The sequence below is a fragment of the Herbidospora solisilvae genome (assembly GCF_009901565.1).
Lineage (GTDB): Bacteria > Actinomycetota > Actinomycetes > Streptosporangiales > Streptosporangiaceae > Herbidospora > Herbidospora solisilvae.
Genome location: NZ_WXEW01000008.1, coordinates 447,810 through 471,858, shown reverse-complemented (window position 1 = coordinate 471,858; position 24,049 = coordinate 447,810). Strand labels below are relative to the sequence as shown.

Annotated in this window: 25 protein-coding genes; 9 read left to right on the top strand and 16 right to left on the bottom strand. The window is 70.9% G+C overall.

The annotated features are described in order from the left end of the window. Positions 1-64 precede the first annotated feature (64 nt). Positions 65-835, top strand: coding sequence for a TetR/AcrR family transcriptional regulator (locus tag GT755_RS28245; RefSeq protein ID WP_161482591.1), 771 nt, complete (start codon positions 65-67; stop codon positions 833-835). Here GT755_RS28245 and GT755_RS28240 read toward each other — a convergent pair. Continuing rightward, the gene (locus GT755_RS28240) at positions 799-2,208 is read right to left on the bottom strand and encodes a WGR domain-containing protein (RefSeq protein WP_161482590.1); all 1,410 of its coding nucleotides are present in this window, start codon (positions 2,206-2,208) and stop codon (positions 799-801) included. The two genes, GT755_RS28245 and GT755_RS28240, sit on opposite strands and share 37 nt — an antisense overlap. Before the next feature lie 131 nt (positions 2,209-2,339). On the opposite strand from GT755_RS28240, the gene GT755_RS28235 reads away from it, so the two are divergent. The 3 genes from GT755_RS28235 to nagA are packed head-to-tail and all read left to right on the top strand — an operon-like array spanning position 2,340 to position 4,912. Next, positions 2,340-2,903: a dihydrofolate reductase family protein gene (locus GT755_RS28235; RefSeq protein WP_161482589.1), complete on the top strand. Its 564-nt coding sequence runs from the start codon at positions 2,340-2,342 to the stop codon at positions 2,901-2,903. Between the two features lie 27 nt (positions 2,904-2,930). Further along, on the top strand, positions 2,931-3,794 hold the full coding sequence (locus tag GT755_RS28230; RefSeq protein ID WP_161482588.1) for an SIS domain-containing protein: 864 nt from the start codon (positions 2,931-2,933) through the stop codon (positions 3,792-3,794). Continuing rightward, positions 3,791-4,912: an N-acetylglucosamine-6-phosphate deacetylase gene (gene nagA, locus GT755_RS28225; protein ID WP_161482587.1), complete on the top strand. Its 1,122-nt coding sequence runs from the start codon at positions 3,791-3,793 to the stop codon at positions 4,910-4,912. The genes GT755_RS28230 and nagA overlap by 4 nt, the downstream gene beginning before the upstream one ends. A gap of 108 nt (positions 4,913-5,020) precedes the next feature. Here nagA and GT755_RS28220 read toward each other — a convergent pair whose 3' ends face one another. Both GT755_RS28220 and guaB read right to left on the bottom strand, forming a co-directional pair. Then, complete coding sequence (locus GT755_RS28220) at positions 5,021-6,139, bottom strand: GuaB3 family IMP dehydrogenase-related protein (RefSeq protein WP_202610576.1); 1,119 nt, start codon at positions 6,137-6,139, stop codon at positions 5,021-5,023. Between the two features lie 26 nt (positions 6,140-6,165). Then, positions 6,166-7,647 (bottom strand): IMP dehydrogenase, encoded by a 1,482-nt coding sequence (gene guaB / locus GT755_RS28215; RefSeq protein ID WP_161482586.1) that lies wholly within the window; start codon positions 7,645-7,647, stop codon positions 6,166-6,168. A 480-nt stretch (positions 7,648-8,127) separates the two neighbouring features. Between guaB and GT755_RS28210 the strand changes: the two genes are divergently transcribed. Together GT755_RS28210 and GT755_RS28205 are read left to right on the top strand one after the other, a co-directional pair. After that, positions 8,128-9,117, top strand: coding sequence for a helix-turn-helix transcriptional regulator (locus tag GT755_RS28210; protein ID WP_161482585.1), 990 nt, complete (start codon positions 8,128-8,130; stop codon positions 9,115-9,117). A gap of 48 nt (positions 9,118-9,165) precedes the next feature. Next, positions 9,166-9,543: a DUF5319 domain-containing protein gene (locus tag GT755_RS28205; RefSeq protein WP_030451440.1), complete on the top strand. Its 378-nt coding sequence runs from the start codon at positions 9,166-9,168 to the stop codon at positions 9,541-9,543. Here the strand turns inward: GT755_RS28205 and GT755_RS28200 are convergent. The 4 genes from GT755_RS28200 to groES form a co-directional block, all read right to left on the bottom strand. Further along, positions 9,504-9,665 (bottom strand): hypothetical protein, encoded by a 162-nt coding sequence (locus tag GT755_RS28200; RefSeq protein WP_156045282.1) that lies wholly within the window; start codon positions 9,663-9,665, stop codon positions 9,504-9,506. The genes GT755_RS28205 and GT755_RS28200 overlap by 40 nt on opposite strands. Further along, a complete protein-coding gene (locus GT755_RS28195; protein ID WP_081898345.1) occupies positions 9,662-10,306 on the bottom strand; it encodes a sigma-70 family RNA polymerase sigma factor in 645 nt (214 codons plus the stop codon). Before GT755_RS28195 ends, GT755_RS28200 begins: the two co-directional genes overlap by 4 nt. Positions 10,307-10,549: 243 nt before the next feature. Then, entirely contained in the window at positions 10,550-12,172 is a 1,623-nt protein-coding gene (gene groL / locus GT755_RS28190; protein ID WP_062344986.1) for a chaperonin GroEL, read from the bottom strand. Between the two features lie 63 nt (positions 12,173-12,235). After that, complete coding sequence (gene groES / locus GT755_RS28185; protein ID WP_030451443.1) at positions 12,236-12,547, bottom strand: co-chaperone GroES; 312 nt, start codon at positions 12,545-12,547, stop codon at positions 12,236-12,238. Positions 12,548-12,797: 250 nt separating this feature from the next. Here groES and GT755_RS28180 point away from each other — a divergent pair, with 250 nt between their 5' ends. From GT755_RS28180 to GT755_RS28170, 3 genes are all read left to right on the top strand, one after another. Further along, positions 12,798-13,862 (top strand): RICIN domain-containing protein, encoded by a 1,065-nt coding sequence (locus GT755_RS28180; RefSeq protein ID WP_235967408.1) that lies wholly within the window; start codon positions 12,798-12,800, stop codon positions 13,860-13,862. A 34-nt stretch (positions 13,863-13,896) separates the two neighbouring features. After that, complete coding sequence (locus GT755_RS28175) at positions 13,897-15,048, top strand: class I SAM-dependent methyltransferase (protein ID WP_161482584.1); 1,152 nt, start codon at positions 13,897-13,899, stop codon at positions 15,046-15,048. A 181-nt stretch (positions 15,049-15,229) separates the two neighbouring features. Then, positions 15,230-16,405 (top strand): hypothetical protein, encoded by a 1,176-nt coding sequence (locus GT755_RS28170; protein WP_161482583.1) that lies wholly within the window; start codon positions 15,230-15,232, stop codon positions 16,403-16,405. Positions 16,406-16,462: 57 nt separating this feature from the next. On the opposite strand, the gene tsaD is transcribed toward GT755_RS28170, so the two are convergent. From tsaD to GT755_RS28125, 9 genes are all read right to left on the bottom strand, one after another. Next, positions 16,463-17,485: a tRNA (adenosine(37)-N6)-threonylcarbamoyltransferase complex transferase subunit TsaD gene (gene tsaD, locus GT755_RS28165; protein ID WP_161482582.1), complete on the bottom strand. Its 1,023-nt coding sequence runs from the start codon at positions 17,483-17,485 to the stop codon at positions 16,463-16,465. Then, positions 17,478-17,909, bottom strand: a complete 432-nt coding sequence (gene rimI / locus GT755_RS28160) for a ribosomal protein S18-alanine N-acetyltransferase (RefSeq protein ID WP_030451448.1) — start codon at positions 17,907-17,909, stop codon at positions 17,478-17,480. Before rimI ends, tsaD begins: the two co-directional genes overlap by 8 nt. 20 nt (positions 17,910-17,929) lie before the next feature. After that, on the bottom strand, positions 17,930-18,631 hold the full coding sequence (tsaB, locus tag GT755_RS28155; RefSeq protein WP_161482581.1) for a tRNA (adenosine(37)-N6)-threonylcarbamoyltransferase complex dimerization subunit type 1 TsaB: 702 nt from the start codon (positions 18,629-18,631) through the stop codon (positions 17,930-17,932). A gap of 32 nt (positions 18,632-18,663) precedes the next feature. Beyond that, positions 18,664-19,203 (bottom strand): class F sortase, encoded by a 540-nt coding sequence (locus GT755_RS28150; RefSeq protein WP_235967406.1) that lies wholly within the window; start codon positions 19,201-19,203, stop codon positions 18,664-18,666. A 4-nt stretch (positions 19,204-19,207) separates the two neighbouring features. After that, positions 19,208-19,843, bottom strand: coding sequence for a hypothetical protein (locus tag GT755_RS28145; protein WP_161482580.1), 636 nt, complete (start codon positions 19,841-19,843; stop codon positions 19,208-19,210). A gap of 116 nt (positions 19,844-19,959) precedes the next feature. After that, complete coding sequence (gene tsaE / locus GT755_RS28140) at positions 19,960-20,388, bottom strand: tRNA (adenosine(37)-N6)-threonylcarbamoyltransferase complex ATPase subunit type 1 TsaE (RefSeq protein ID WP_161482682.1); 429 nt, start codon at positions 20,386-20,388, stop codon at positions 19,960-19,962. A 26-nt stretch (positions 20,389-20,414) separates the two neighbouring features. Further along, positions 20,415-21,467, bottom strand: coding sequence for an alpha/beta fold hydrolase (locus tag GT755_RS28135; protein ID WP_030451453.1), 1,053 nt, complete (start codon positions 21,465-21,467; stop codon positions 20,415-20,417). Then, on the bottom strand, positions 21,464-22,591 hold the full coding sequence (gene alr / locus GT755_RS28130; RefSeq protein WP_161482579.1) for an alanine racemase: 1,128 nt from the start codon (positions 22,589-22,591) through the stop codon (positions 21,464-21,466). Before alr ends, GT755_RS28135 begins: the two co-directional genes overlap by 4 nt. Continuing rightward, the gene (locus GT755_RS28125) at positions 22,588-24,048 is read right to left on the bottom strand and encodes an NAD(P)H-hydrate dehydratase (protein WP_161482578.1); all 1,461 of its coding nucleotides are present in this window, start codon (positions 24,046-24,048) and stop codon (positions 22,588-22,590) included. The genes alr and GT755_RS28125 overlap by 4 nt, the downstream gene beginning before the upstream one ends. Position 24,049: the final 1 nt, after the last annotated feature.

The window sequence follows — 24,049 nt, the reverse complement described above, 5'->3', positions numbered from 1 at the left end:
CTCCTTATCTTGTAAGCTATTTACAGCCGGAACAATAGCTTATGCCGTAAGGAGTTGGCACGGCGTGGTCGTCTACGCGGGACAGGGTGACCCCGAGCGCACACTGGCGCTCCTGTGGCGGTCAGCGGGTGACGGCCCGCCCAGACGCGGCCCGAAACCGGCCCTGACCGTCGACGCGATCCTGGAGGCGGGCATCGCCGTGGCCGACGAGTCGGGCCTCGACGGCCTGTCGATGCGCGCGGTCGGCGAGCGTCTCGGCAAGACGGCGATGGCGCTCTACACCTACGTCCCGACCAAGCGGGAACTGATCGACCTCATGTACGACCACGCCCACAAAGGCGCGATCGGCGACCTGCCCGGCGGATGGCGGGAGGCGGTCGAGGCCTGGGCCGTGGCCCTCCACGAGCGCTACCTCCGCCATCCGTGGCTGTTGCAGGTCTCCCACGCCCGCCCGGTCCTGGGCCCCCACGAGCAGACGGTCCTGGAGAAGCTGCTGGAGGCCCTCCCCGACGTGGCCGTCCGGGCGACCGTGAGCGCCCTGTTCAGCCTGGTCAGAGGCTCGGCGAGGACGATCGCCGAGGGGCGGGCGGCCGCCTCGGACACGGGAACCTCGGACCAGGAGTGGTGGACGGCCAGATCCCGCCTGATGAACGACCTGGTCCCCGACTTCGCCGAACGTTTCCCCAGGTCAGTGAGCATGCCCCCGGCAGAATGGGACCAGGCCGCCCACGACGCGTTCACGGGCGGCCTGAAACTGCTCCTGGACGGCCTGGCGGGACATATCGACCACCAAGCGGATCAGACCAGGCGGCGGATGTCTCCGAAGGCGCGGTAGAAGCCGCCGTTGCCCGACGGCCGGATGCCCTCGACCACGTACCGTGCGCCCGGCTCGCGGATCTCGCGGGGGAACTGGACGTTCCAGGCCTCGTATCCGGGGCTGAGCACCCGGATCCGCAGCCGGCCGCCCTCGCTGAAGCACTCGACGAGGACGCCGTCGCCCGTGTCGGTCGTCGTCTCGACGGTCACCGACGGCTCGACCACGGGCAGCGAGGCGGCGATCTTGACGTCGCGGGCCTGCGGGACCGTGCCCTCGCGGGCCGCCGCGATGGCCTGCTCGGTCGCGTCGATGCAGGCCAGCGAGCCGTCGGTGGTCACGATGTAGAGGCGCTCGTCGAGGTACTGCATGGAGAACGCCGACCCGCAGCCGGTCGCCAGCTTCCACAACCGGGTCCCGTCGGCGGAGAAGCAGTAGACGGAGGAGGCGGAGTCGCCGGCGAAGACGTACTGGCCGCCGGGCGAGGTCGCGCACGAGTAGATCGCCGCGTCGCAGCGGTAGACCGCCTCGACCGCGCCGTCGGCCTTGGCCAGCTTGTGGACGGTCCGGCTGGCCGTGCCGGCGTAAACCGACTTCTCCTCCTGCCAGCCGAACAGCACACCGGAGGCGGCGGTCTGGTACCACGCCTGGTTGCCCTGGAGGTCGTAGCGCGCCACGCCGCCGGAGTGCCCGTGGAAGACGGCGTCGCCGTCGCAGCGCACCATCCACCCGGACCGGCCGCCGCCGGTGCGGGCCCAGAGGAACTCGTCCTCGTAGTCGATCGTGGTGATCCGCCCGGAGTCGTCGGAGACCCCGAGCACGCCGTCGGCGATGTCGAGCCAGAAGATGTCGACGTCGGAGGCGATCTCGTACGCCGCCCTCGGCACCTTCCCGCTCAGGTCGTAGACCTTGCCGTCGTCGCAGCCCGCGTAGATCCAGAAGTCGTCGGCGACGATGCACTTGACCCCGTCGGGCAGTTGGTAGCGCCCGGTCATGTCGCCTTCGGGGGTCAGCGTGTAGACCTGCCCGGCCTGGTTGCCGACCCAGCAGCGCTCCCGGTCGACGAAGATGCCGAACGCCGCCGAGCCGCTGGCGAACCGCCAGAGCACCGGCGCCTGCTGGGCGGTGGAGCGGGTGCTGACGATGGCCCGCCGGGTGACCGCGCGGCGCTGCCGCACCCCCCTGACCGCCGGGGCGTAGCCCTTCTTGGTCTTCTCCGCGATCTTCTTGGCCGCCGCCGCCCGCGCCTTCTCCTCAGTGGGGAAGTCGGTGACCTTGACCTGCCCGTTCTCTCCGATCCGGCCGTACGTGATGGTCACCCGCGTCCCCGAGACCACGGCCTCGTAGAACTTGTGCGCCCCGCCGCCTTCCTCGGACAGCTCCAGGTACGTCATATCCCCATTTCCTCCCTTTGATCAGTGATCGCGAGCGTAGGGGAAGTGACGGACATTTTTTCTTGGTACGGATGTAGAGAACCCGCGCCCGGCTCCGACCCACTGGCGAAACGACGAACTGAGGAGCGGACATGCGGAAGATCGTTTACTACGTCAACACGTCGCTCGACGGCTACATCGACGGCCCCGGCGCCTTCGACTGGGCCGAGATGGGCCCCGAACTGTCGGCCTTCTCCGAGGAGCAGACCGACGCGACCGACATCCTGCTCTACGGCAGAGTCGTGTACGGCTGGATGGCCTCCTACTGGCCCACCGCCGACCAGGTCAGCGACCACCCCCACGACATCGCCTACGCCCCCAAGTGGCGGTCGAAGGCCAAGGTGGTCGTCTCCGACACCCTGACCGAGGTCCCGGACGACACCCGGATCATCCGGGGCGCCGACCTGACCGCCGACCTGGCCGCCCTGAAGGCGGAGGGCGACGGGAACATCATGCTGACCGGCGGCAACGCGCTGGCCTCGACGCTGGCCGGCCTGGGCCTGCTGGACGAGATCGTCGTCGCCGTCCACCCGGTGATCCTCACCGGCGGCACCCCGCTGCTCAGTGGCCTGAAGGACCGCCTGCGGCTGCGCCGGATCGAGTCCCGGACCTGCGGATCCGTGACCGTGCACCGCTACGCCCCCGCCGGTTCGTGAGGGGCCTGCCTGGATAAAGTGCCGGTTGTGACGCACACCGAATCGGAAATCGCCTCACAACCGGCCCTCTGGGCCAGGGCCGCCGACCTGGCCGCGAACGCGCCGCTCCCCCGCCCGGGGGAACGGGTCGCCGTCGTCGGCTGCGGCACGTCCTGGTTCGTCGCCCAGGCGTACGCGGCCCTGCGGGAGTCCGCCGGCCAGGGCGAGACCGACGCCTTCGCCGCCTCGGAGTTCCCGCTCGGCCGCGCCTACGACCGGGTCCTCGCGCTGACCCGGTCGGGCACCACGACCGAGGTCCTGGCCCTGCTGACCACGGTGGAGACGCCCACCGTGGCGATCACCGCCGACCCGGCCACGCCGGTGATGACGGCGGCGGGCGAGGTGGTCGTGCTCGACTTCGCCGACGAGCGGTCGGTCGTGCAGACCCGCTTCGCCACCACCCAGCTCGCCCTGCTCCGGGCCCACCTGGGCGAAGACCTGACCGGGGCGATCGCCGACGCGGAGCTGGCCCTCTCCGACGACCTCGGCGACCTGGCCGGCGCCGACCAGTACACCTTCCTCGGCCGCGGCTGGACCACCGGCCTGGCGGCCGAGGCGGCGCTGAAGATGCGCGAGGCCGCCCGCGCCTGGACCGAGAGCTACCCGGCGATGGAATACCGCCACGGCCCGATCTCGATCGCGGGCCCCGGCCGGGTGACGTGGATGCTCGGCGACGCCCCCGAGGGCCTCGCGGCGCAGGTGCTCGACTGCGGCGGCGCCTTCGTCGAGTCGGCCCGCGACCCGATGGCGGAACTGGTGAAGATCCAGCGGGTGGCCGTCGCCCGTGCCCTGGCCCACGGTCTGAACCCCGACGAACCGCTCCACCTCACGAGATCGGTGATCCTGCCTTGAGCACGACCCTCGTCAACGCCCGGATCGTCACCGGATACGCGGTCATCGACGGCTGGCTCGCCATCGAGGAGGGCCGCATCACCCACATCGGCCACGGCGCCGCCCCCCGCGACGGCGAGTCGCTGGGCCACCGGTTCGTGGTCCCGGGCTTCGTGGACATGCACGTCCACGGCGGCGGCGGCGCGGGCTACCCGACCGGTCTGGCCCCCGAGGCGCGGCGCGCCTTCGCCTTCCACCTGTCCCACGGCACGACCACGGCCGTCGCCAGCCTGGTCACGGCCCCCCTCGACCACCTGCGCCGGGCGGCCGGCGAACTGGCGGAGCTCTGCCGGGAGGGCCTGCTGGCGGGCATCCACTTCGAGGGCCCGTACATCTCCGCCGCGAAGTGCGGCGCGCACCGCCCGGCCCTGCTGCGGGAGCCGTCGGTGCCGGAGTTCCTCGACCTCATCAAGTCGGCCCACGGCCACGCCCGCATGTTCACCATCGCCCCCGAGCTCCCCAACGCCCTCGACGCCATCGCCGCCTGCGCCGCCAACGGCGTGATCGCCGCGATCGGCCACACCGACGCGACCTACGACGAGGCCGAGGCGGCCATCGACGCGGGCGCGACGGTGGCCACCCACCTGTTCAACGCCATGCGCCCGCTGGGCCACCGCGACCCCGGCCCGATCACGGCGGCCCTGGCCGACGAGCGGGTGACCGTCGAACTGATCAACGACGGCTTCCACCTCCACGAGGCGGTCATCGACCTGGCCCTGCGCTCGGCGAAGGGCGGCGTCGCCTTCGTCACCGACGCCATGGACGCCGCCGGCATGCCCGACGGCGACTACGACCTCGGCCCGATGCGCGTGGAGGTCAGAGGCGGCGAGGCCCGCCTGGAGGGCGGCGGCTCGATCGCGGGCAGCACGCTGACCATGGACAAGGCCTTCCGGCGCGGCGTGCGGCTCAACGGCCTGACCCTGTCCCAGGCGACCGAGGTCACCTCACTGAACCCGGCGAAGGCCCTGGGCCTGGACGACGAGGTCGGCTCCATCGCCGTCGGCAAACGCGCCGACCTGGTGGTCTTGGACGAGGATCTCCAGGTCCACCGCGTGATGCGCCACGGCGAGTGGGTCTAGGACGACGAACCAACACCAGAAATTTCGCCATCTGCGCTGCGCGCCGACCGCCCCGGGAAAAGCGGCAGGGCGCCGGGGAAGATCCCGGCGCCCTGTGCGAGCACGTCGTCACGGCGTCGGCGGGGCCACCACGACCTCGACGCGCTGGAACTCCTTGATGTCGCTGTAGCCCGACGTCGCCATCGTGCGCTTGAGGGCGCCCATCAGGTTCATCGAGCCGTCGGCCACCGACGACGGGCCGTGGAGGATCTCCGCCAGGGTGCCGATGGTGCCGAACTCCACACGACGTCCGCGCGGTAGGTCGGGGTGGTGGGCCTCGGAGCCCCAGTGGAAGCCGCGCCCCGGGGCCTCGGCCGCGCGGGCCAGGGGCGAGCCGACCATGACCGCGTCGGCGCCGCAGGCGATGGCCTTGGCGATGTCGCCCGAGCCGCCCATGCCGCCGTCGGCGATGACGTGGACGTAGCGGCCGCCCGATTCGTCCATGTAGTCACGTCGTGCCGCCGCCACGTCGGAGATCGCGGTCGCCATCGGGACCACGACGCCCAGCACGTTGCGGGTCGTGTGGGACGCGCCGCCGCCGAAGCCGACCAGGACACCCGCCGCGCCGGTCCGCATCAGGTGCAGGGCCGCCGTGTAGGTGGCGCAGCCGCCGACGATCACCGGGACGTCGAGCTCGTAGATGAACTGCTTGAGGTTCAGCGGCTCGGCCCGGCCCGAGACGTGCTCGGCCGAGACGGTCGTGCCGCGGATCACGAAGATGTCGACGCCCGCGTCGATAACGGCCTTGTGGTGCTGGACCGTGCGCTGCGGCGACAACCGGACCGCCGTGGTCACCCCGGCCGCGCGGATCTCCTCGATGCGGCGGCCGATCAGCTCGTCTTGGATCGGCGCCGTGTAGATCTCCTGCAGCCGGCGGGTCGCGGCGGCGGTGCCGAGCTCGGCCACCTCGTCGAGCAGCGGCTGCGGGTCGTCGTAGCGTGTCCAGAGCCCTTCGAGGTCGAGGACGGCCAGGCCGCCCAGGCGGCCGATCTCGATCGCGGTGCGGGGCGAGACCACGCTGTCCATCGGGCTGACCACGACGGGCAGGTCGAAGCGGTAGGCGTCGATCTGCCAGGAGATCGACACCTCCTCGGGGTCGCGGGTGCGCCGCGAGGGAACGATGCCGATCTCGTCGAGGGCGTAGGCGCGCCGCCCGGTCTTGCCGCGCCCGATCTCCACCTGAGTCATGTGTGTTTCCTGTTGGTCGATAGAGGTCAGCGACGGTGGTAGTTCGGAGCCTCCACCGTCATCTGGATGTCGTGGGGGTGGCTCTCCTTCAGCCCGGCGGCGGTGATCGGCATCAGTTCGCCGTTCTCACGCAGCTGCTCGATGGTGCGAGAGCCGGTGTACCACATACCCTGTCTGACCCCTCCGACCAACTGGTGGGCCACGGCGGCGACCGGACCGCGGTAGGGGACCTGGCCCTCGATGCCCTCGGGGATGTACTTGTCGTCGCCGGAGACGGCGTCCTGGGCGTAGCGGTCCTTGGAGAAGGACACGCCCCCGCGCTCGCGGTTGCGGACGGCGCCCAGCGAGCCCATGCCCCGGTAGGACTTGAACTGCTTGCCGTTGATGAAGATCAGCTCGCCCGGCGACTCCTCGCAGCCCGCGAGCAGGGAGCCGAGCATGACCGCGTCGGCGCCGGCCGCGATGGCCTTGGCGATGTCCCCGCTGTACTGGAGGCCGCCGTCGCCGATCAGCGGCACCCCCGCGGGACCGGCCGCGAGCGACGCCTCGTGGATGGCGGTGACCTGCGGGGCGCCGACGCCGGCGACCACGCGGGTGGTGCAGATGGAGCCGGGCCCGACGCCGACCTTGACGGCGTCGACGCCCGCGTCGATGAGCGCCTGGGCGCCCGCGCGGGTGGCGATGTTGCCGCCGATGACCTGGACGGCGGTGTTGGCTTTGATCTTGGCGATCATGTCGCAGACGCCCTTGGAGTGACCGTGGGCGGTGTCGACCACGATGACGTCGACCCCGGCGTCGATGAGGGCGCGGGCCCGCTCCTCGGCGTCGCCGGCGACCCCGATGGCGGCGCCCACCATGAGGCGGCCGTCGGCGTCCTTGGTGGCCAGCGGATACTGCTCGCTCTTGGTGAAGTCTTTGACCGTGATCAGGCCCTGGAGGCGGCCGCGGTCGTCGACGAGCGGCAGCTTCTCGACCTTGTGGGTGCGCAGCAGCCGGAAGGCCTCCTCGCGGGAGACCCCGACCGGCGCGGTGACCAGCGGCATCTTGGTCATCACGTCGCTGACCCGCCGGGAGTGGTCGGTCTCGTAGCGCATGTCGCGGTTGGTGACGATGCCGACCAGCACGCCCTCGGCGTCGGTGACCGGCGCGCCGGAGATCCGGTAGGTCGCGCAGAGCAACTCGACGTCGGCCAGGGTGTCGTCGGGCGAGCAGGTGACCGGGTTGGTGACCATGCCGGCCTCCGACCTCTTGACCAGGTCGACCTGGCGCGCCTGGTCGTCGATCGACAGGTTGCGGTGGAGGATGCCCACGCCGCCCTGGCGGGCCATCGCCACCGCCATGCGCGCTTCCGTGACCGTGTCCATCGCGGCGCTGATCAGCGGGATGCGCAGCGTGATCGTGCGCGTCAGCCGGGTGCTGGTGTCGGCGTCACCCGGCTGCATGTCCGAAAATGCGGGCACCAGCAGTACGTCGTCGTACGTGAGCCCTTGTTCGGTGAATCTGGCCATGGTGTCCGCGAACCCCCTCCTGCGGCAAAGAAGACCTCGTCAGGCCTCTGGGCCAGTCTAGGGCTCACGCAAAGAGGCGTCCGCCACGCGCCCTCGTCGGGCGGCGGCGCGGACGCGGCCGGTCGGGGCCGGGCGGGCGGAGCCGTAACGGAGAAGAACACGGAAAGGGGGGACCGTCGTAGGACGGACCCCCCTGACGCGTCGGGTGATGGGACCCCCACGGTGACCGCCGAGCCCCCCTCCGCGCCCGGTCGGTCACGGCGTCCCACCCGTGCCGACGCAGGGTCAAGAGTGCGTCACCCTCGGTCTCCGCACAATGTCCGAACCTGCAACTACACGAAGCTGCACCTGTCGCGGTTTTCTCGGTCCGAAACGCAATAGCGCGTTATTCTCGCGAAGTCGCTCGGTGGCCCAGCCGCGGCGGCTCCGGGCGAGGGAGCAGACATCTGGGCGCGACCACGACCTGAGACTGGACCGACGATGAGCACCTCTGCCGACCCTTTGGAACGCCTGGGCCTCACCAGGGCCCAGACGGCGGTGTACGAAACCGTCCTGCGGCTGCACCGGGCCACGCTCCCCGAGATCGCCGAGGCCGCCGACGAGCCGGCCGACGAGGTGGCCGTCCGGCTGGCCGGCCTGGTCCGCCTGGGGGCGGTCGACGAGCAGGCCGGCGAATACCTGGCCCGGCATCCCGCCGCCGCGATCGGACGCCTGATCGCCGCCCGCCTCGACCGCCTGGCCGAGGAGAGCCGCCAGATCGACGCGGTGCTGGCCTCGGTGGGCGGGCTCACCCTGACCTACGACGCCGGGCGCGATTATCAGGACCGCCGGTTCCCCGTGGAACTGGTGAACGGCGCCGACGAACTCTACGAGAGCGTGATCGGGCTGGCGCTCCAATCGCCGCCTTCGGATCTGGTGACCGCGATCCCCGATGAACGTAGTTTGACGGATTTCATCCGCAAATATGCCGACACGTGGATCGAGGCGCTCAAAAGCGATCTCCTTTCCGCCCGCGCGGTGATCCCCGCGTCCGCCCTCGCGATGCCCGGAATGCGCGACTCCCTCGACCGGCTCGCCGCCGCCGGGGCGGGCATCCGCGTCCTCGATCGCATCCCGAGCTGGTTCTTCGCGATCGGCCACGACGCCGCCGGCCTCCCGGCCGACTGGGGGGTGTCGTTACCCGGCAGCGCATACAACTGTTACCTGGTCAGGGCCCCGATCGTGGTGGGCGCGCTGCGGGCGCTGTTCGACGAGATGTGGCAGCGGGCGGTGCCGGTCCGGCCCGCGCCGGGGGCCGTGCAGGTCCTCAGGCTGGCGTCCCAGGGGATCTCCGACGACACCATCGCCCGGCGCCTTGGGGTGTCGGTCCGGACCGTCCGGGCGCGGTTCGCCGACGCCATGGCGGAGCTGGGGGCCCAGACCCGCTTCCAGGCCGGGGTGGAGGCCGCCCGCCGGGGCTGGTTGTCCTGACCCGGCCTTTGAGCACACTGGGAGCGATGGGAGTCATATGGTGGTTACGTGCTGGAAGACGTCCCCCGCGACCCGTTCGCGGACGACCCCAACGACCCCGCCGTGGAGCTGGGTGAGCTCGACGACGCCGAGCCGCTCACGATGGCCGAGCGCGACGAGGCCCTGACCGACCTCGCCGACGTGGAGGTGTTCCGCTCCCTGCTCGAACCGCAGGGAGTGCTCGGTCTCGTGCTCGACTGCCCGGAATGTGGTGAACAGCACTACTTCGACTGGGACCTGCTCCGGGGCAACCTACGCCAGATGATCGACAACGGCCGACCCCAGGTTCACGAACCCGCCTTCCAACCCGACCCCGCCGACTACGTCAGCTGGGAGTACGCCAGGGGCTACGTCGACGGCGTCATCGACACCGAAGAAAGCCGCTGAGCTTCCTGAATGCTGTCCACATCGGCGATCAGGGCCTTCAGGACCAAGATCGCCGGATCGGCTGACCGCACCGCCTCGCGCCGGGCCAACGCGTCGAGCACGGCGTCAACGTCGATTGTCACGCAATCGACTCTAGCTCCGCCATCTGACGGAGCCGGGCAAGAGCACGATGCTGGGCCACTCTGACCGCGCCGGGTGACATGCCGAGGACGTTGCCCGTCTCCTCCGCCGACAACCCCGAGACCACCCGCAGGATCAGCAGCTCGCGCTGGTTCTCCGGCAGCCGCGACAGCAGCGCGCGGGCGTGTTCGGCCTCGATGTAGCGCACGACGGTCTCCTCGGGCCCGGGACCCTCGTCGGGCCCGTCGGGGAGATCCTGGGTCGGCACGGCCGAACGCACCGAACTGCGCAGCGCGTCGGCCACCTTGTGAGAGGCGATGCCGAAGACGAACGACGCGAACGGGCGGCCCATGTCCCGATAACGCGGCAGCGCCGACAGCACCGCGATGCAGACCTCCTGGGCCACGTCGTCGGCGTTGTGATAATGCCCCGAAACCCTGCCAAGCCTGGCTCGGCAATAGCGCACGACCATCGGCCGCAGCTGCGTCAGCAGCCTCTCGATGGCGGTGCGGTCCCCTGTCACGGCCAGACTGGTCAGCTCCCTGAGGTCGGACTCCTCCGGCCTCACGTCGACTCTGGACCCAATCGCAAGCCTTACCCCAGTTGCGGCGTCGGCGACGCATCCCTCGGTCACGTTAGGCATGATGCCCGCCACACAGAGAACTGTCGTCATGGTGAACGGATACGGATTGGTCACATTGGGGCGGCGATAACGGCAAGTAATCGCACGAACACTCGACGGTTTTGGACATTTCACTAAAAGGCGGAAATTGCTGTATTTCTGTCAGATGTTCTGACAGCTCAGGCCCATTCGGCGTTCAGCTTCTATATAGAACTACGGCCCCCACCCCGGAATGGGGTGAGGGCCGTAGAACGGCAACCGTTATTAGTGACCGTGCCCGTGGCCGTGACCCGCGCCGGCGGCGGCGGGGGCCTCCTCCTCGGGCTTGTCGACGACGAGCGCCTCGGTGGTCAGCAGCATGCCGGCGATGGACGCGGCGTTCTGCACGGCCGACCGGGTGACCTTGACCGGGTCGATGACGCCCTGGGCGACCAGGTCGCCGTACTCGCCGGTGGCGGCGTTGAGGCCGTGGCCCACGGGGAGCTCGGTGACCTTGGAGGTCACGACGTAGCCCTCGAGGCCGGCGTTCTCGGCGATCCAGCGGGCCGGCTCGACCAGAGCCTTGCGGACGACGGCGACACCGGTCGCCTCGTCGCCCGACAGGCCGAGGTTGTCGAGTTCGGCGGCCACGTGGACCAGCGCCGAGCCGCCGCCGGAGACGATGCCCTCTTCGATCGCGGCGCGGGTGGCCGAGATCGCGTCCTCCAGGCGGTGCTTCTTCTCCTTCAGCTCGACCTCGGTGGCCGCGCCGACCTTGAGCACGCACACGCCGCCCGACAGCTTCGCGAGGCGCTCCTGGAGCTTCTCGCGGTCCCAGTCGGAGTCGGACTGCTCGATGGCGAGCTTGATCTCCTTGACGCGGTCGGCGATGGCCGAGCCCTCACCGGCGCCGTCGACGATCGTCGTGGCGTCCTTGGTGATGACGACGCGGCGGGCCGTGCCGAGCACCTCGAGGCCGACGTGCTCCAGCTTGAGGCCGATCTCCTCGGAGACGACCTGCGCGCCGGTCAGGATCGCGATGTCCTGCAGCATGGCCTTGCGGCGGTCGCCGAAGCCGGGGGCCTTGACGGCGACCGAGGTGAAGGTGCCGCGGATCTTGTTGGTGACCAGGACGGCCAGGGCCTCGCCCTCGACGTCTTCGGCGATCACGAACAGGGCCTTCTTCGTCTGGGCGACCTTCTCCAGCAGCGGGAGGAAGTCGGCCAGGGAGGCGATCTTGCCCTGGGTCAGGAGGATGTAGGGGTCGTCGAGGACGGCCTCCATGCGCTCCTGGTCGGTGACCATGTAGGCCGACAGGTAGCCCTTGTCGAACTGGAGGCCCTCGGTGAACTCGAGCTCCAGGCCGAGCGCGTTGCTCTCCTCGACGGTGATGACACCGTCCTTGCCGACCTTGTCGAACGCCTCGGCGATCAGCTCGCCGATCTTGGCGTCCTGGGCGGAGATCGTCGCGACGTGGGCGATCTCCTTCTTGTCCTCGACGTGACGCGCGGAGGACAGCAGCTTCTCGCTGACGGCCTTCGCGGCCAGGTCGATGCCGCGCTTGAGCGACAGCGGCTGGGCGCCGGCGGCCACGTTGCGCAGGCCCTCGCGGACCATGGCCTGGGCCAGCACGGTCGCCGTGGTGGTGCCGTCGCCCGCGACGTCGTTGGTCTTGGTGGCGACTTCCTTGGCGAGCTGGGCGCCCAGGTTCTCGTAAGGCTTGTCGAGCTCGACCTCACGAGCGATGGTCACGCCGTCGTTGGTGATCGTCGGCGCGCCGAACTTCTTGTCGATGACCACGTTGCGGCCACGCGGGCCGAGGGTCACCTTGACCGCGTCGGCGAGGGCGTTCACGCCACGCTCGAGCGCGCGGCGGGCGTCCTCGTCGAACGACAGGGTCTTGGGCATTTAACAAGTCCTCTCAGCGTCGAAGACCCCGGGCGCTCGTCGCGCCCGGGGTCTTCTCACGGCCTACTTCTCGATGATGGCGAGCACGTCACGGGCGGAGAGCACGAGGTACTCCTCGCCGCCGTACTTGACCTCGGTGCCGCCGTACTTGCTGTAGAGGACGACGTCGCCCTCGTTGACGTCGAGCGGAACCCGCTTGCTGCCGGACTCGTCCCAGTTGCCGGGGCCCACCGCGAGGACCTTGCCCTCCTGGGGCTTCTCCTTCGCGGTGTCCGGGATGACCAGGCCGGAGGCGGTGGTCTGCTCGGCCTCAAGCGGCTGGACCACGATGCGGTCGCCGAGCGGCTTAACGGGAACCTTGGTGGCGGTCGTCACGATCGGACCTCCCCTTCAGATTGCGATGAATGAGCTGAAGAGGCGACCAGCGGCCTGCCGTCGCGGGTGTCAGACCTATCTGCGTCGCATTGGCACTCTCACTAGGCGAGTGCCAACACGACACAGTATGCACCTTCCCCGAGCACGTCAACACGAGCGGGACCGCACCTCAGGCGAGTGTTGACAGCCGGTGGCCGGAGTCGTTCATTGATCTCGCCCTCGCTTGTGCCACCAATCGAAGGGATGGGCGATGCGCAAACTGTTGACGGCCCTCACGGGCCTCCTGCTCATGGCGGGTGTCCTGACCGCACCCGCCTACGCGGAGTCGAACGGCGGCGTGCGGATCATGCCGCTGGGCGACAGCATCACCGACGGGTTCAACGTCCCCGGCGGCTACCGCATCAATCTATGGCAGCGGTTCGTCCAGGCAGGTCACACGGTCGACTTCGTCGGCTCGGGGTTCAACGGCCCGGCGAGCCTGGGCGACCACGACCACGAGGGCCACTCGGGCTGGCGGATCGACCAGATCGACGCCCAGATCGTCGGCTGGCTGCAGGCCTACACCCCCCGGACGATCCTGCTGCACATCGGCACCAACGACATGGGCCAGCAGTTCCAGGTGTCCACGGCGCCCGCGCGGCTGTCGGCCCTGATCGACAAGATCCGGGCCAACGCCCCTCAGGTCGAACTGTTCGTCGCACAGATCACGCCGTCCGCCGATCCCGCCTTCAACGCCCGGATCCAGACCTTCAACGCCGCGATCCCCGGCATCGTGGCCGCCAAGGGCCCGCTGACCCATCTCGTCGACATGACCACCGGCTTCACCACCGCCGACCTGGCCGACGGCCTCCACCCCAATCAGACCGGCTACGACAAGATGGCCGCCCGCTGGTGGACCGCCCTCCAGTCGTTCCCCGGCAGTCTCACGCCCGGGGCGGTCAACCTGGTGAACGCCGCGTCGAACCGCTGCCTCGACGTCAGCGGCGTCTCCCAGGCCCAGGGCGCCCAGGTCCACGTGTGGGACTGCCACACGCAGGCCAACCAGCGCTGGACCCGCACGGCGGCCGGCGAGTACCGGATTTACAACGGCACCCGCTGCCTGGACGTGAACGGCAACGGCACCGCCAACGGCACCAAGATCCAGATCTGGCCCTGCAACGGCACCCCGGCCCAGCGCTTCACCCACAACGCCAACGGCTCGATCACCGCGGCGGGCTCCGGCAAGTGCCTCCACTCCACCGGCACCGGCAACGGCGCCCTGGTGGAACTCCGCGACTGCAACGGGACCACGGCCCAGCGCTGGACCACGCGATAGCCGACCGGTGAGCGGCGGGCGCTAGCGTCTCCGTGTGGACCTGGAGAGCTTCGCCCGCCTGCTCACGCCCGACGGCCAGACGGCCCTGGCCGAGGCCGGCGCGACGCTGGCCTCCGGCGCGGGCCAGATCGAGGCCGTGACCACCCTGCGCCGGCGCTTCGACGCCGACCTGGTCTCCGCCGCGCTCACCCAGGCGGGCCTGCGCCGCCGCGCCGTCCCCAAGTTCGGCGCCGACGCCGAGGTGATGTACTTCACCCCCCACGGCCTGGAGCAGGCCACCCGCCCCGAGGTCGCCGAACACCGCGCCCGGCGGCTCGCGGGCCTGTCGGTGGCCGACGCGTGCTGCGGCATCGGCGGCGACCTGATCGCCCAGGCCCGGGCGGGCTGCACGGTCGACGCCGTCGACCTCGACCCCCTGACGGTCGCCGTGGCGACGGCGAACGTCCGGGCCCTGGGTGTACGGGCCCAGGTCCGCGTCGCGAGCGCGGAGTCGCTCGATCCGGGGGCCTACGACGCCCTGTTCGCCGACCCGGCCAGGCGCACCACCAAGGGCCGCGTCTTCGACCCGGCCGCCTACTCGCCGAGGTGGGAGGTGGTCCTCGACCTGGTCCGGAAGGCGAGACGGGCCTGCCTGAAGGTCGCCCCCGGCATCCCCTACGAGTACATCCCCGACGGCATGGAGGCCGAGTGGGTCTCGTTCCGGGGAGAGGTCAAGGAGGCGGTCCTGTGGTCGGGCGCCGAGGGGCGGCGGGCGACCCTGTTGCCGTCCGGCGAGACCATGACGGCGCGCGGCGTCGAAGCCGGCATCGCCCCCATCGGGCGTTACCTGTACGAACCCGACGGCGCGGCGGTCCGCGCCCACCTGGTCGGCGAGGTCGCCGAGATCGTCGGGGGCTGGCTGATCGACCCCCAGATCGCCTACCTGTCCGCCGACGACCACGTGCCCACGCCGTGGGCGGCCGGCTATCTCGTCGAGGAGGTCATGCCGTTCTCGCTGAAGCGGCTCAGGGCCGCGCTGCGGGAGCGGAGGGTCGGCGCGGTCACGATCAAGAAGCGCGGTTCGGCGGTCGACTTGGAGCGGCTCCGTCACGATCTGCGACTGTCCGGGGAGGGCTCGGCGGTGGTCGTGCTGACCCGTCTCGGCACCCGCCCCGTGGCCGTGCTGGCCTCGGAAATGGGCAGGTAAAGCCGCCAGTCCGGGCAATCCATCGGGAACCCCGATGTTTCCCTGTCCCCGGGAAAGTGGCAGCGCCGAGGGTTATCGTTCGGTGACATTACGTGTTCACGTCTTCCTCTTGATCCGGAGCTCCTCGGTGGAAAACCACACCCTCCTTCAAGCGGGCGGTCAGGCCGCAGTGTCCGACCGGATGCGCGAGCTGCTGGCCCGCGCGGCCCAGGACCATGTCTACGAGCAGCGCACCCAAGGGGCGGTGCTCGACGAGATCCGCCAGCGCATGGAGGGCATGGAATGGCTGCTCCGCGAGGTCCGCGAGCGCGAGCTCGGCGGCATCAGCGCGACCATGGAGGCGGTCGGCGGCCGCCTCGACGACCTGACGGGCCGCCCGCCCGCCTGGGCCGAGGGCCTCGCCCAGCACATCGAGATGGTCCGTGACCACGTCGACACCGTCGGCGAGAAGGTCACCCCCATCGGCGAACTCCCCAGCCTGTGGGCCGACGTCGGCACGATGGGCGAGAGCGTCGAGGAGTCCCTCACCCGGCTGGCCTCGGTCACCGACCGCCTCGCCCAGATGCACGCCGGCATGGAGGCGGCCGCCGCCCGCTTCAGCCGCATCGACAAGGCCGTCACCGACCTCAGCGAGCGCCTCGACCGCCTGGAGGCCGACGTCACCGAGTCGCTCACCGCCGGCCTCGACACCGTGGTCACCCGCCTGACCGCGACGCTCGACCAGATCGCGACCCGCATCTCCGGCGTCGAGGGCCAGCAGTCGGCCAGCAACGCCCGTCTCAGCGCGATCAGTGAGGCGCAGTCGGGCGCCAAGGCCCAGTTCCACGCCCTGGAGGGCCAGGTCGCGGGGGTGACCGTCCGCCTCGACCGCATCGACGCCCGCATCGAGACGGCCGACGAGTGCCTGGCCGACATCGACACCCGCGTGACGGGCATCGAGGCCAAGCTCACCGAGAACGGCGAGAAGCTCGACGGCACCGACCGCGCCGTCAGCGCCCTCGACGAGCGCCTGGGCGCCTGCGTGGGCGACTCGGAGACCCGCCTGACCTCGAAGGTCGAGGCCCTGGAGGAGCAGCTCGGCGAACGCTTCGACGGCGTCGACGACCGCGTCGAGTCGATCAACCAGCGGCTCGGCCAGCTCCCCGCGACCCTGGAGATCGGCGAACTGCACCGCCTGGTCGGCGAGATCGCCCCGCTGGTCGAGACCCGCACCGACCGCGAGGCGGTCCGCGAGGCCCTCTCGACCACGGTGGAGCCCGCCCACACCGACCTGACCAGAAGGCTGGGGGCGCTGGAGGAAACGATGCTGGCGCTGGCTGAGGCCCTCCTGCGGCCCACCAGGAGCTCCAAGGACTGATCTCCACACACGAGAAAGGGCCGGGCGACTTCGCCCGGCCCTTTCGTGTTCCTACGTTCAGACGCTCACGGTCGTGATCGGCATCGAGGAGTCGGCCGGGATGTCGAGCAGCGAGGGCGTCGCCCCCGCCGCGACCAGATTGGACCCCAGCGCCGCCACCATCGCCCCGTTGTCGGTGCACAGCCCCGGGCGCGGCACCCGCAGCCGGACCCCGGCCGCGTCGCAGCGCTCCTGGGCCAGCGCCCGCAGCCGCGAGTTGGCCGCCACGCCGCCGCCGATCAGCAGGTCTTCGACGCCGTGGGCGCGGCACGCCTGGAGCGCCTTCCTGGTCAGCACGTCGACCACGGCCTCCTGGAACGAGGCCGCCACGTCGGAGACCGAGACGGAGTCGCCCTGCTTCTCCACGTATCGGGCCACGGCCGTCTTCAGGCCGGAGAACGAGAAGTCGAGCGTGCCGTCGTCGACCTTGCCCCGGGGGAACGGGATCGCGTCGCCGCGACCCTCGCGGGCCGCCCGGTCGATGTGGGGACCGCCGGGGAACGGCAGCCCCAGCACCCGCGCGACCTTGTCGAACGCCTCACCGGCGGCGTCGTCGACGGTCGAACCAAGGGAGATCACCTCCCGGGTCACGTCGGGCACCAGCAGCAGCGACGAGTGGCCGCCCGAGACCAGCAGAGCCATGCACGGCTCGGGCAGCGGCCCGTGTTCGAGCTGGTCGACCGCCACGTGGGCGGCGAGGTGGTTGACCCCGTAGAGGGGCACGCCGAGACCCACCGAGTAGGCCTTGGCGGCGGCGACGCCGACCAGCAGCGCACCGGCCAGGCCGGGGCCCGCCGTGACGGCGATGGCGTCGATGTCGGAGAACTTCAGGCCCGCCTTCGCCAGGGCGCTGTCGACCGTGGGGGCCATCGCGTCGAGGTGGGCGCGGGAGGCCACCTCGGGGACGACTCCCCCGAAGCGGGCGTGTTCGTCCATGCTGGAGGCGATCGTGTCGGCCAGCAGGGTGTGGCCGCGCACGATGCCGACGCCCGTCTCATCGCAGGACGTCTCGATTCCCAGGACGATCGGCTCGTCAGCCATCGAGTTTCCTCACCATCGTGATCGCGTCGGTTCCGTCGTCGTAGTAGCCCCGCCGGAGGCCGAGCTGGTGGAAGCCGAACCGTTCGTACATGGCCTGGGCGGGGGCGTTGTCGGCCCGGACCTCCAGGAAGACCGCTGAGGCCCCCCGGCGGGCGGCCTCGTCGAGCAGGGCGTTGAGCATCAGGGCGCCGACCCCGGCCCGCCGGTGTTCGGCGAGCACGGCGATGGTCTGCACGTCGCCCTGGTCGCCCGCCACGGCCAGGCCGGCGTAGCCGACGATCCGGCCGTCGCGCTCGGCCACGATGTAGTGGCGGGTGCGCGGCTGGTCGGCCAGCTCGCCGAGCATCATGCGCTCGCTCCACGCGTCGGCGGGGAAGGTGGCGCGTTCGAGCTCCATGACGGCCGGCAGGTCGTCGACGCCCATGCCGCGCAGCGTCACCACGCTCACGCCGTCACCTTCTTGGGCGCCCCCGGGATCTGTGCGTCGGGGCGCCGCAGGTAGATCGGCACGGGCGGGCCGAGGACGGCCCGGTTCTGGGCGGCCTCGACCGAGTCGATGCGCCCCTCGGGCAGCCTGGCGGCCGCGGCGGCCTCCTCGGGCGACAACCGGCCCAGTTCGACGGCGGCCAGCGCGGCCAGCGCCCCGGCCGACGGGTGTTCGGGACCGGTCACGCCGTCGAGGTAGAGCCGGGCGCCCACGACCGTCTGCTCGACCGGCACGTCGGCGGGCTTGTCGACCCGGGGACCGTCGAGCCGGGTGGAGCCGTCGGCGTAGGTCGCCCAGAAGAGCTCCTTGCGGCGGGCGTCGGTGATCACCGTGAACGGGCCGGGCACCCCGGCGGCGTAGGCGATCGCGTCGAGGGTGCAGATGCCGTAGGCGGGCACCCCCAGCGTCGTCGACAAGGCCCGCGCCGTGATGAGGCCGACCCGCAGGCCGGTGTAGGGCCCGGGGCCCGCTCCGGCGACGACGGCGGTGACGTCGTGGACGGTCACGCCCGCCTCACGCAGGACGGTCTCGATCGCCGGCGCGAGCAATTCCCCGTGGCGCCGGGCGTCGATGGTGGTGGATTCCGCCAGCACGCGTGTTCCGTCGTGCACCGCGGCGGTCACGGCAGGGGTCGCCGTGTCGAAGGCCAGGACCAGCACGAAAAGCAAGCCTAGCCCTACAGCACGTGTGCTCAGGAGCGGGAGGCGTACACGATCACGTTGTCCTTGTACTCGTGGGCGTCCCAGTCGAACTGCCCGCCGCAGGTGATCAGGCGCAGGCCCTCGCCGAGGTAGACCTTCTCGGCGGGGAAGGACTCCTTGGGGATCTGCTCGATCGCGTCGACCTTGTAGGAGACGGTCTTGCCGTCGGACCTGACGACCTTGACGACCGCGCCCTTCTTCAGCTCCCGCAGCCGGTAGAAGACGGCGGGCGCGGTCTTGGTGTCGACGTGGCCGATGATCACGGCCGCGCCCTCGTCGCCGGGTACGGAGCTGCCCTCGTACCACCCGGCGATCTTCGGTTTCTCGTACGGCGGCAGCTCGACCTCCCCGTCGCCGGTGAGGCCGAGCTTGATCAGCGGCGCCTTCATCTGGAGCACCGGGATGTCGATGCGTTCGGGCACGGCTTTGCTGCGCTCGCCCTCGACCTGGGCCGTTTCCGGCTTGGTCAGCGCGAACAGGACGAACCCCGAGACGATCGCCGCGACGACCATCCGGGTGGAGACGGCCAAGGCGTCAGCCCCGGGCGCGCCTGCGGGCCACCGCGATGCCGAGACCGGCCGCGGCCAGCAGCCCGACGGCGAACGGAGCGACCGGGACGCCCGACTCGTCGGCGGGACCGCCGGCGGCCGTGCCGCCGCCGCCCGCGCCGGGGGCCTTGGTCGGGAAGCGGGTCTCGTCGGCGGTGTTGCCGCTGCGGAGCACCTGCAGGCGGGCGTTGCCGATGTCGTTGGTGGCCGAGCAGCGCACCTCGACGCGGTAGCCGCCGGCCTTCGCGCTCGCCTTGAGCACGGCCACGCCGGTCAGCCGGGGCGCGGGGGCCGGGGACGGCGCGGGCGTCTCGGCCGCCGGAGCCAGCAGGCTCACGATGCCGGTGAACGCGTCGGAATGGGCGCTGGCCTGGTAGCTGGTGCCCGGCAGCGCGGGCGGGCAGTAGGCGGTGATCCGGATGTTCCGGGACTGCCCACCCTGGATCTCGTCGGGGCTGAGCGTGACCCGGACCTCCTGCCGGGGCGGGATGCTCGCGGTGACCGTCGGCACCGGTGGCGTCACTGTGATGGACGCCTCCGGGACGATGCCCGCCTCCGCGGAACAACCGGCGACTCCGAGTAGCAGCACCCCGGCCAACGCGGCCTTCGATAACGCGTTCATCGGCCCACCCCTCCCACCGCCGACCATTACCCAGAAAATCTAGGCCAATCCATTAGTAAAGATCTTCATTTTCTAACGAATCGGCGGCGGTGTGGAAGGCTCCAAGCGGGACCGTACTAGATCGTCCCTGCGGGAATATCGGACCAACGATTGCCAACACCCCGAAGCAGGACATACCTACTCTCATCGGTGTCGTCCCGGTCAATCACGATTTCGAGGCGCTCGTCCGACAGCCCCTCGACGAGGCCCTCGCCCCACTCGACCACGGTGACCGAGTCGGCCAGCGAGGCGTCGAGGTCGAGGTCGTCGACCTCGAGCGCGCCGCCCAGGCGGTAGGCGTCGGCGTGGACGAGGGCCGGGCCCCCGGACAACGACGGGTGCACCCGGGCGATCACGAAGGTCGGGGAGGTGATCGGGCCGCGTACCTTCAGGCCCTCGCCTATCCCCTGGGTGAGAGTCGTCTTCCCGGCTCCCAGCGGGCCGGTCAGCACGACCAGATCGCCCGCCCGCAGCAGCCCGGCGATCTTCACGCCGAGTGCGCGCATGTCCTCGGCCGTGGCCGCAGGCTCCTTCACCTGTCCCCCAGTTCCGCCCGGTCGATCAGGTCGATCAGGGCATCGTTCACGATTCCCGGACACTCGAGCTGAACCAGGTGGGAACTGTCGGTCACCATGGTCAGCGTCGCCGTCGGCACGGCCGCCGCGATCGCCCTGCTGTGCTCGGGCGGGGTCAGCCAGTCGCGGTCGCCGACGATGATCGACGTGGGCACCTTGTTCAGCACGTCGAGCGCCTTCAGCTTGTCATGGGACATGAGCGCCGGGTAGAAACCGGCGATCACGTCGGCCGGCGTGGCCCGGATCATCGACTCGGCGAAGTCGACCAGGGTCGGGCTGACCCGGCCGGAGTCGCCGAAGCCGAGGTGGCGCAGCAGCAGGAACGAGATGTCGTTCCCGGCCTGACGCCCCCGGTCGACCAGCGCGGCCTTCTTCTTCATGACCGACACGGCCGCCGGCGTGGCCTTGTGGACCAGCTTGGCGACCAGGGCGGGCATGCCGAGGCTGAGCTCGGCCAGCTTACCGGCGGAGGTGGAGATGAGCGCGACGCCCTTGACCTTGTCGCCGAACAACTCGGGCCGCCGATCGGCCAGCGCCATGATGGTCATGCCGCCCATCGAGTGGCCGACCAGCACGCACGGCCCCGGCACGAGGTCGTCGAGCACCTGCGCGAGGTCCTCGCCCAGCCGGTCGATCGACTGGTCGACGTCGACCACCCGCTCCGAGCGGCCGTGGCAGCGCTGGTCCCAGACGACCACGCGGTACTTCTCGCGCAGCAGGCGCCACTGGTAGTGCCAGGAGTCGGAGGTCAGGCAGTAGCCGTGGCAGAGCACGACCGTCAGCGGGGCGTCGGGCGGCCCGTCGACCTCGGCGGCGAGGGTGAGGTTGTCGGAGGTGACGACCCGGGCGGTCGTGCCGTGGAGCTCGCCGAAGGGCTCGCTGGCCTCCAGGTCGGGCCGCAACCGGATGCGGCCCACGGCGTAGCGCTTGGCCAGGGCGGCCACCGCCACCCCCGCGGAGGCCGCGCCGACCACGATCCCCGCGATGCCGGCTGTGCGCCGTACTGTCATTCCCGATCTCCTTGCCGCACGTGCACACGTGGCACCCGGGTGCCGATCCTGGTCACGATCTCATGAGTGATCGTGCCGAGGGAATCAGCCCATTCCTGACATGTGGGTTCATTTCTATCGCCTGGGCCGAAAAGGACAACTTCGTCCCCTTCTGTGGCGGGGTGGTCACCCAGGTCGATGGAGAACTGATCCATGCACACGCGTCCGGCGATGGTGAAGCGTTGGTCGTTGACGAGGACTTGGGCACGGTTGGTGGCGTTTCGCATGATCCCGTCCGCGTACCCGAGGGGAACCAGGCAAAGCGTGGTGTTCCTGTCGGTGACGTAGAGGTGGCCGTAGGAGACCCCCGTGCCCTTCGGGACCCTCTTGACGAGGGCGAGCCGGGCCGTGAGGGTCATGGCGGGCCGCAGGCCGAAGTCGCCCATCTCGGGGATCGGGCTCAGCCCGTAGAGGGCGATGCCGGGCCTGACCAGGTCGTAGCGCGCTTGGGGCAGGGTGACGATCGCGGCCGAGTTGGCGATGTGCCGCCGGACCCCCGGCAGGCTCCCGGCCGCCTCGTCGAAGGCGGCCAGCTGCTTGTCGATGGACGGATGGCCGGGGATGTCGGCGCAGGCGAAGTGGGACCAGACCCCGTCGACCACGATCACGCCCTCGGCCTGGGCCTTCAGCGCCGCGTCGACCAGATCGGGCCACGCCTCGGCGGTCGCCCCGCCCCGGGAGATGCCCGTGTCGACCTTGAGGTGGACATTGACTGTCTTTCCGGTACGCCGTGCGGCGGCCGCGATCTCGTCGATCAGCCACGGCGCCCCGGCCGAGAGGTCGACCCCCTTGGCCACGGCCTCGTCGAGCGGCTCCCCCGGCGGGATGAGCCAGGCCAGCACCGGAGCCGTGATCCCGGCGTCTCTGAGCGCGACGGCCTCACGGACCGTGGCGACCCCCAGCCCCGACGCCCCGCCCTCCAGGGCCGCCTTCGCGCACGGCACTAGGCCGTGACCGTAGGCGTCGGCCTTGACGGCCGCCAGCATCTCGGCCCCGCCGGCGGCCTCCTTGAGAAGGGCGGCGTTGTGACGGATGGCCGAAAGGTCGACCCTGGCCTCGGCAGGAGTGACGAAGCTGCTGCTCATGCCTCCATATTTGCAGCCGTCCGGAGGTGCCGGATCACATCCGGCAACGAGAGGGCGACATCGAGTGCGGCGATCGGCGCGCCCTCGGCGGCCTTCCGGGCGGCCAGGCCGTGGAGGAAAGCGGCTGCGCTTCCAGCGTCGTAGGGGGCCAGTCCGGCGGCGAGCAGCGTCCCCGAGATGCCCGACAGGACGTCACCGGTGCCCGCCGTGGCCAGCCAGGAGGTGCCGGTCGGGTTCACCCTGACCGGACGGCCCCGCTCGGCGACCAGCGTGGTCGAGCCCTTGAGCAGAACCGTCACCTGGAGCTCCTCGACCGCCCTGCGCACGTGCTCGATCCGCCGGGCCTCGATGTCCTTCGGGTCGGCGCCCAGGATCCGGCCCAGCTCGCCGGCGTGCGGGGTGATCAGCGTGGGAGCCTCGCGGCGCAGCAGCCCGGGGTCGTTCGCGACGATGGTGAGGGCGTCGGCGTCCACGATCACCGGCAGGCCGGTGGCGAGCACCTCGGCGGCGATCCGCCGGGCCCGCTCGTCGGTGCCCATGCCGGGGCCGAGCACCCAGGCCTGGACCCGCCCGACCTCCTCGACCGGATCTTCCCGCAGCACGGTCGTGACGGCCTCGGGCCACCGGGCCCTGACCTGGTGGACGGCGTCTTCGGGCCCGGCGAACCGGACCATGCCCGCCCCCGCCCTGACCGCCCCGCCCACGGCGAGCACGGCCGCCCCCGCGAACCGGTCGCTCCCGGCCAGGACCCCGACAACGCCCCGGCGGTACTTGTCCGACTCGATCCCCGGCGCCGGCAGCAGCCGGGCCACGTCCTGGGCGGTCAGCACGGTGATCTCGGGTTCGGGCAGGTGGGGAGTCAGCCCGATGTCGACCAGTTCGACGATCCCGGCCCGCTCGGCTCCCGGATCGACGAGCAGCCCGGCCTTCCGGGCCCCGAACGTGACGGTGACCTGGGCCTTCACGGCCTCGCCCGCGACCTCGCCGGTGCCGGAGTCGACCCCGCTCGGCACGTCGACGGCCACCACCATGGCCCCCGACTCCGCGGCGACCCGGGCGAGCGTGGCATAGGGCTCCCGCAGGCCTCCCCTGCCGCCGATCCCGAGCAGCCCGTCGAGGATCAGGTCGGGCACGCCGACCTCGCCGGTCTCGATCACCCGGCCACCGGCCCTCTTCAGGGCCGCGAGCCCGCCCTCATGGGTTCTGCTCCCCGCGAGCACCGCCTCGACCTGGGCGCCCCGGGCGGCGAGCCGCGCCCCGGCGTAGAGGGTGTCCCCGCCGTTGTCCCCGCCCCCCACGAGCAGGACGACCCGGGAGCCGTAGACCCCCGGCAGGAGCCGCGCGCAGACGGCGGCGAGCCCGGCGGCGGCACGCTGCATGAGCTCGCCGTCGGGCACGAGGGCCATCAGGGCGTGCTCGGCCTGCCTGACCTGATCGCTGGTGAAAGCAGTCCACATG

Coding starts and splice junctions, on each gene's coding strand:
- tsaE (WP_161482682.1), bottom strand. CDS start 20,388: ATGCGCGCACTCGGCGTGAAGATCGCCGGGCTGCTGCGGGCGGGCGAT.
- tsaD (WP_161482582.1), bottom strand. CDS start 17,485: ATGGCTGACGAGCCGATCGTCCTGGGAATCGAGACGTCCTGCGATGAG.
- GT755_RS28170 (WP_161482583.1), top strand. CDS start 15,230: ATGCGCGAGCTGCTGGCCCGCGCGGCCCAGGACCATGTCTACGAGCAG.
- GT755_RS28210 (WP_161482585.1), top strand. CDS start 8,128: ATGAGCACCTCTGCCGACCCTTTGGAACGCCTGGGCCTCACCAGGGCC.
- GT755_RS28135 (WP_030451453.1), bottom strand. CDS start 21,467: ATGACAGTACGGCGCACAGCCGGCATCGCGGGGATCGTGGTCGGCGCG.
- GT755_RS28145 (WP_161482580.1), bottom strand. CDS start 19,843: ATGAACGCGTTATCGAAGGCCGCGTTGGCCGGGGTGCTGCTACTCGGA.
- GT755_RS28235 (WP_161482589.1), top strand. CDS start 2,340: ATGCGGAAGATCGTTTACTACGTCAACACGTCGCTCGACGGCTACATC.
- GT755_RS28180 (WP_235967408.1), top strand. CDS start 12,798: ATGCGCAAACTGTTGACGGCCCTCACGGGCCTCCTGCTCATGGCGGGT.
- rimI (WP_030451448.1), bottom strand. CDS start 17,909: ATGGGCGTCGACGACCTGCCGGCCGTCATGGAGCTCGAACGCGCCACC.
- guaB (WP_161482586.1), bottom strand. CDS start 7,647: ATGGCCAGATTCACCGAACAAGGGCTCACGTACGACGACGTACTGCTG.
- GT755_RS28195 (WP_081898345.1), bottom strand. CDS start 10,306: ATGCCTAACGTGACCGAGGGATGCGTCGCCGACGCCGCAACTGGGGTA.
- groL (WP_062344986.1), bottom strand. CDS start 12,172: ATGCCCAAGACCCTGTCGTTCGACGAGGACGCCCGCCGCGCGCTCGAG.
- GT755_RS28220 (WP_202610576.1), bottom strand. CDS start 6,139: ATGACTCAGGTGGAGATCGGGCGCGGCAAGACCGGGCGGCGCGCCTAC.
- GT755_RS28240 (WP_161482590.1), bottom strand. CDS start 2,208: ATGACGTACCTGGAGCTGTCCGAGGAAGGCGGCGGGGCGCACAAGTTC.
- GT755_RS28125 (WP_161482578.1), bottom strand. CDS start 24,048: ATGTGGACTGCTTTCACCAGCGATCAGGTCAGGCAGGCCGAGCACGCC.
- alr (WP_161482579.1), bottom strand. CDS start 22,591: ATGAGCAGCAGCTTCGTCACTCCTGCCGAGGCCAGGGTCGACCTTTCG.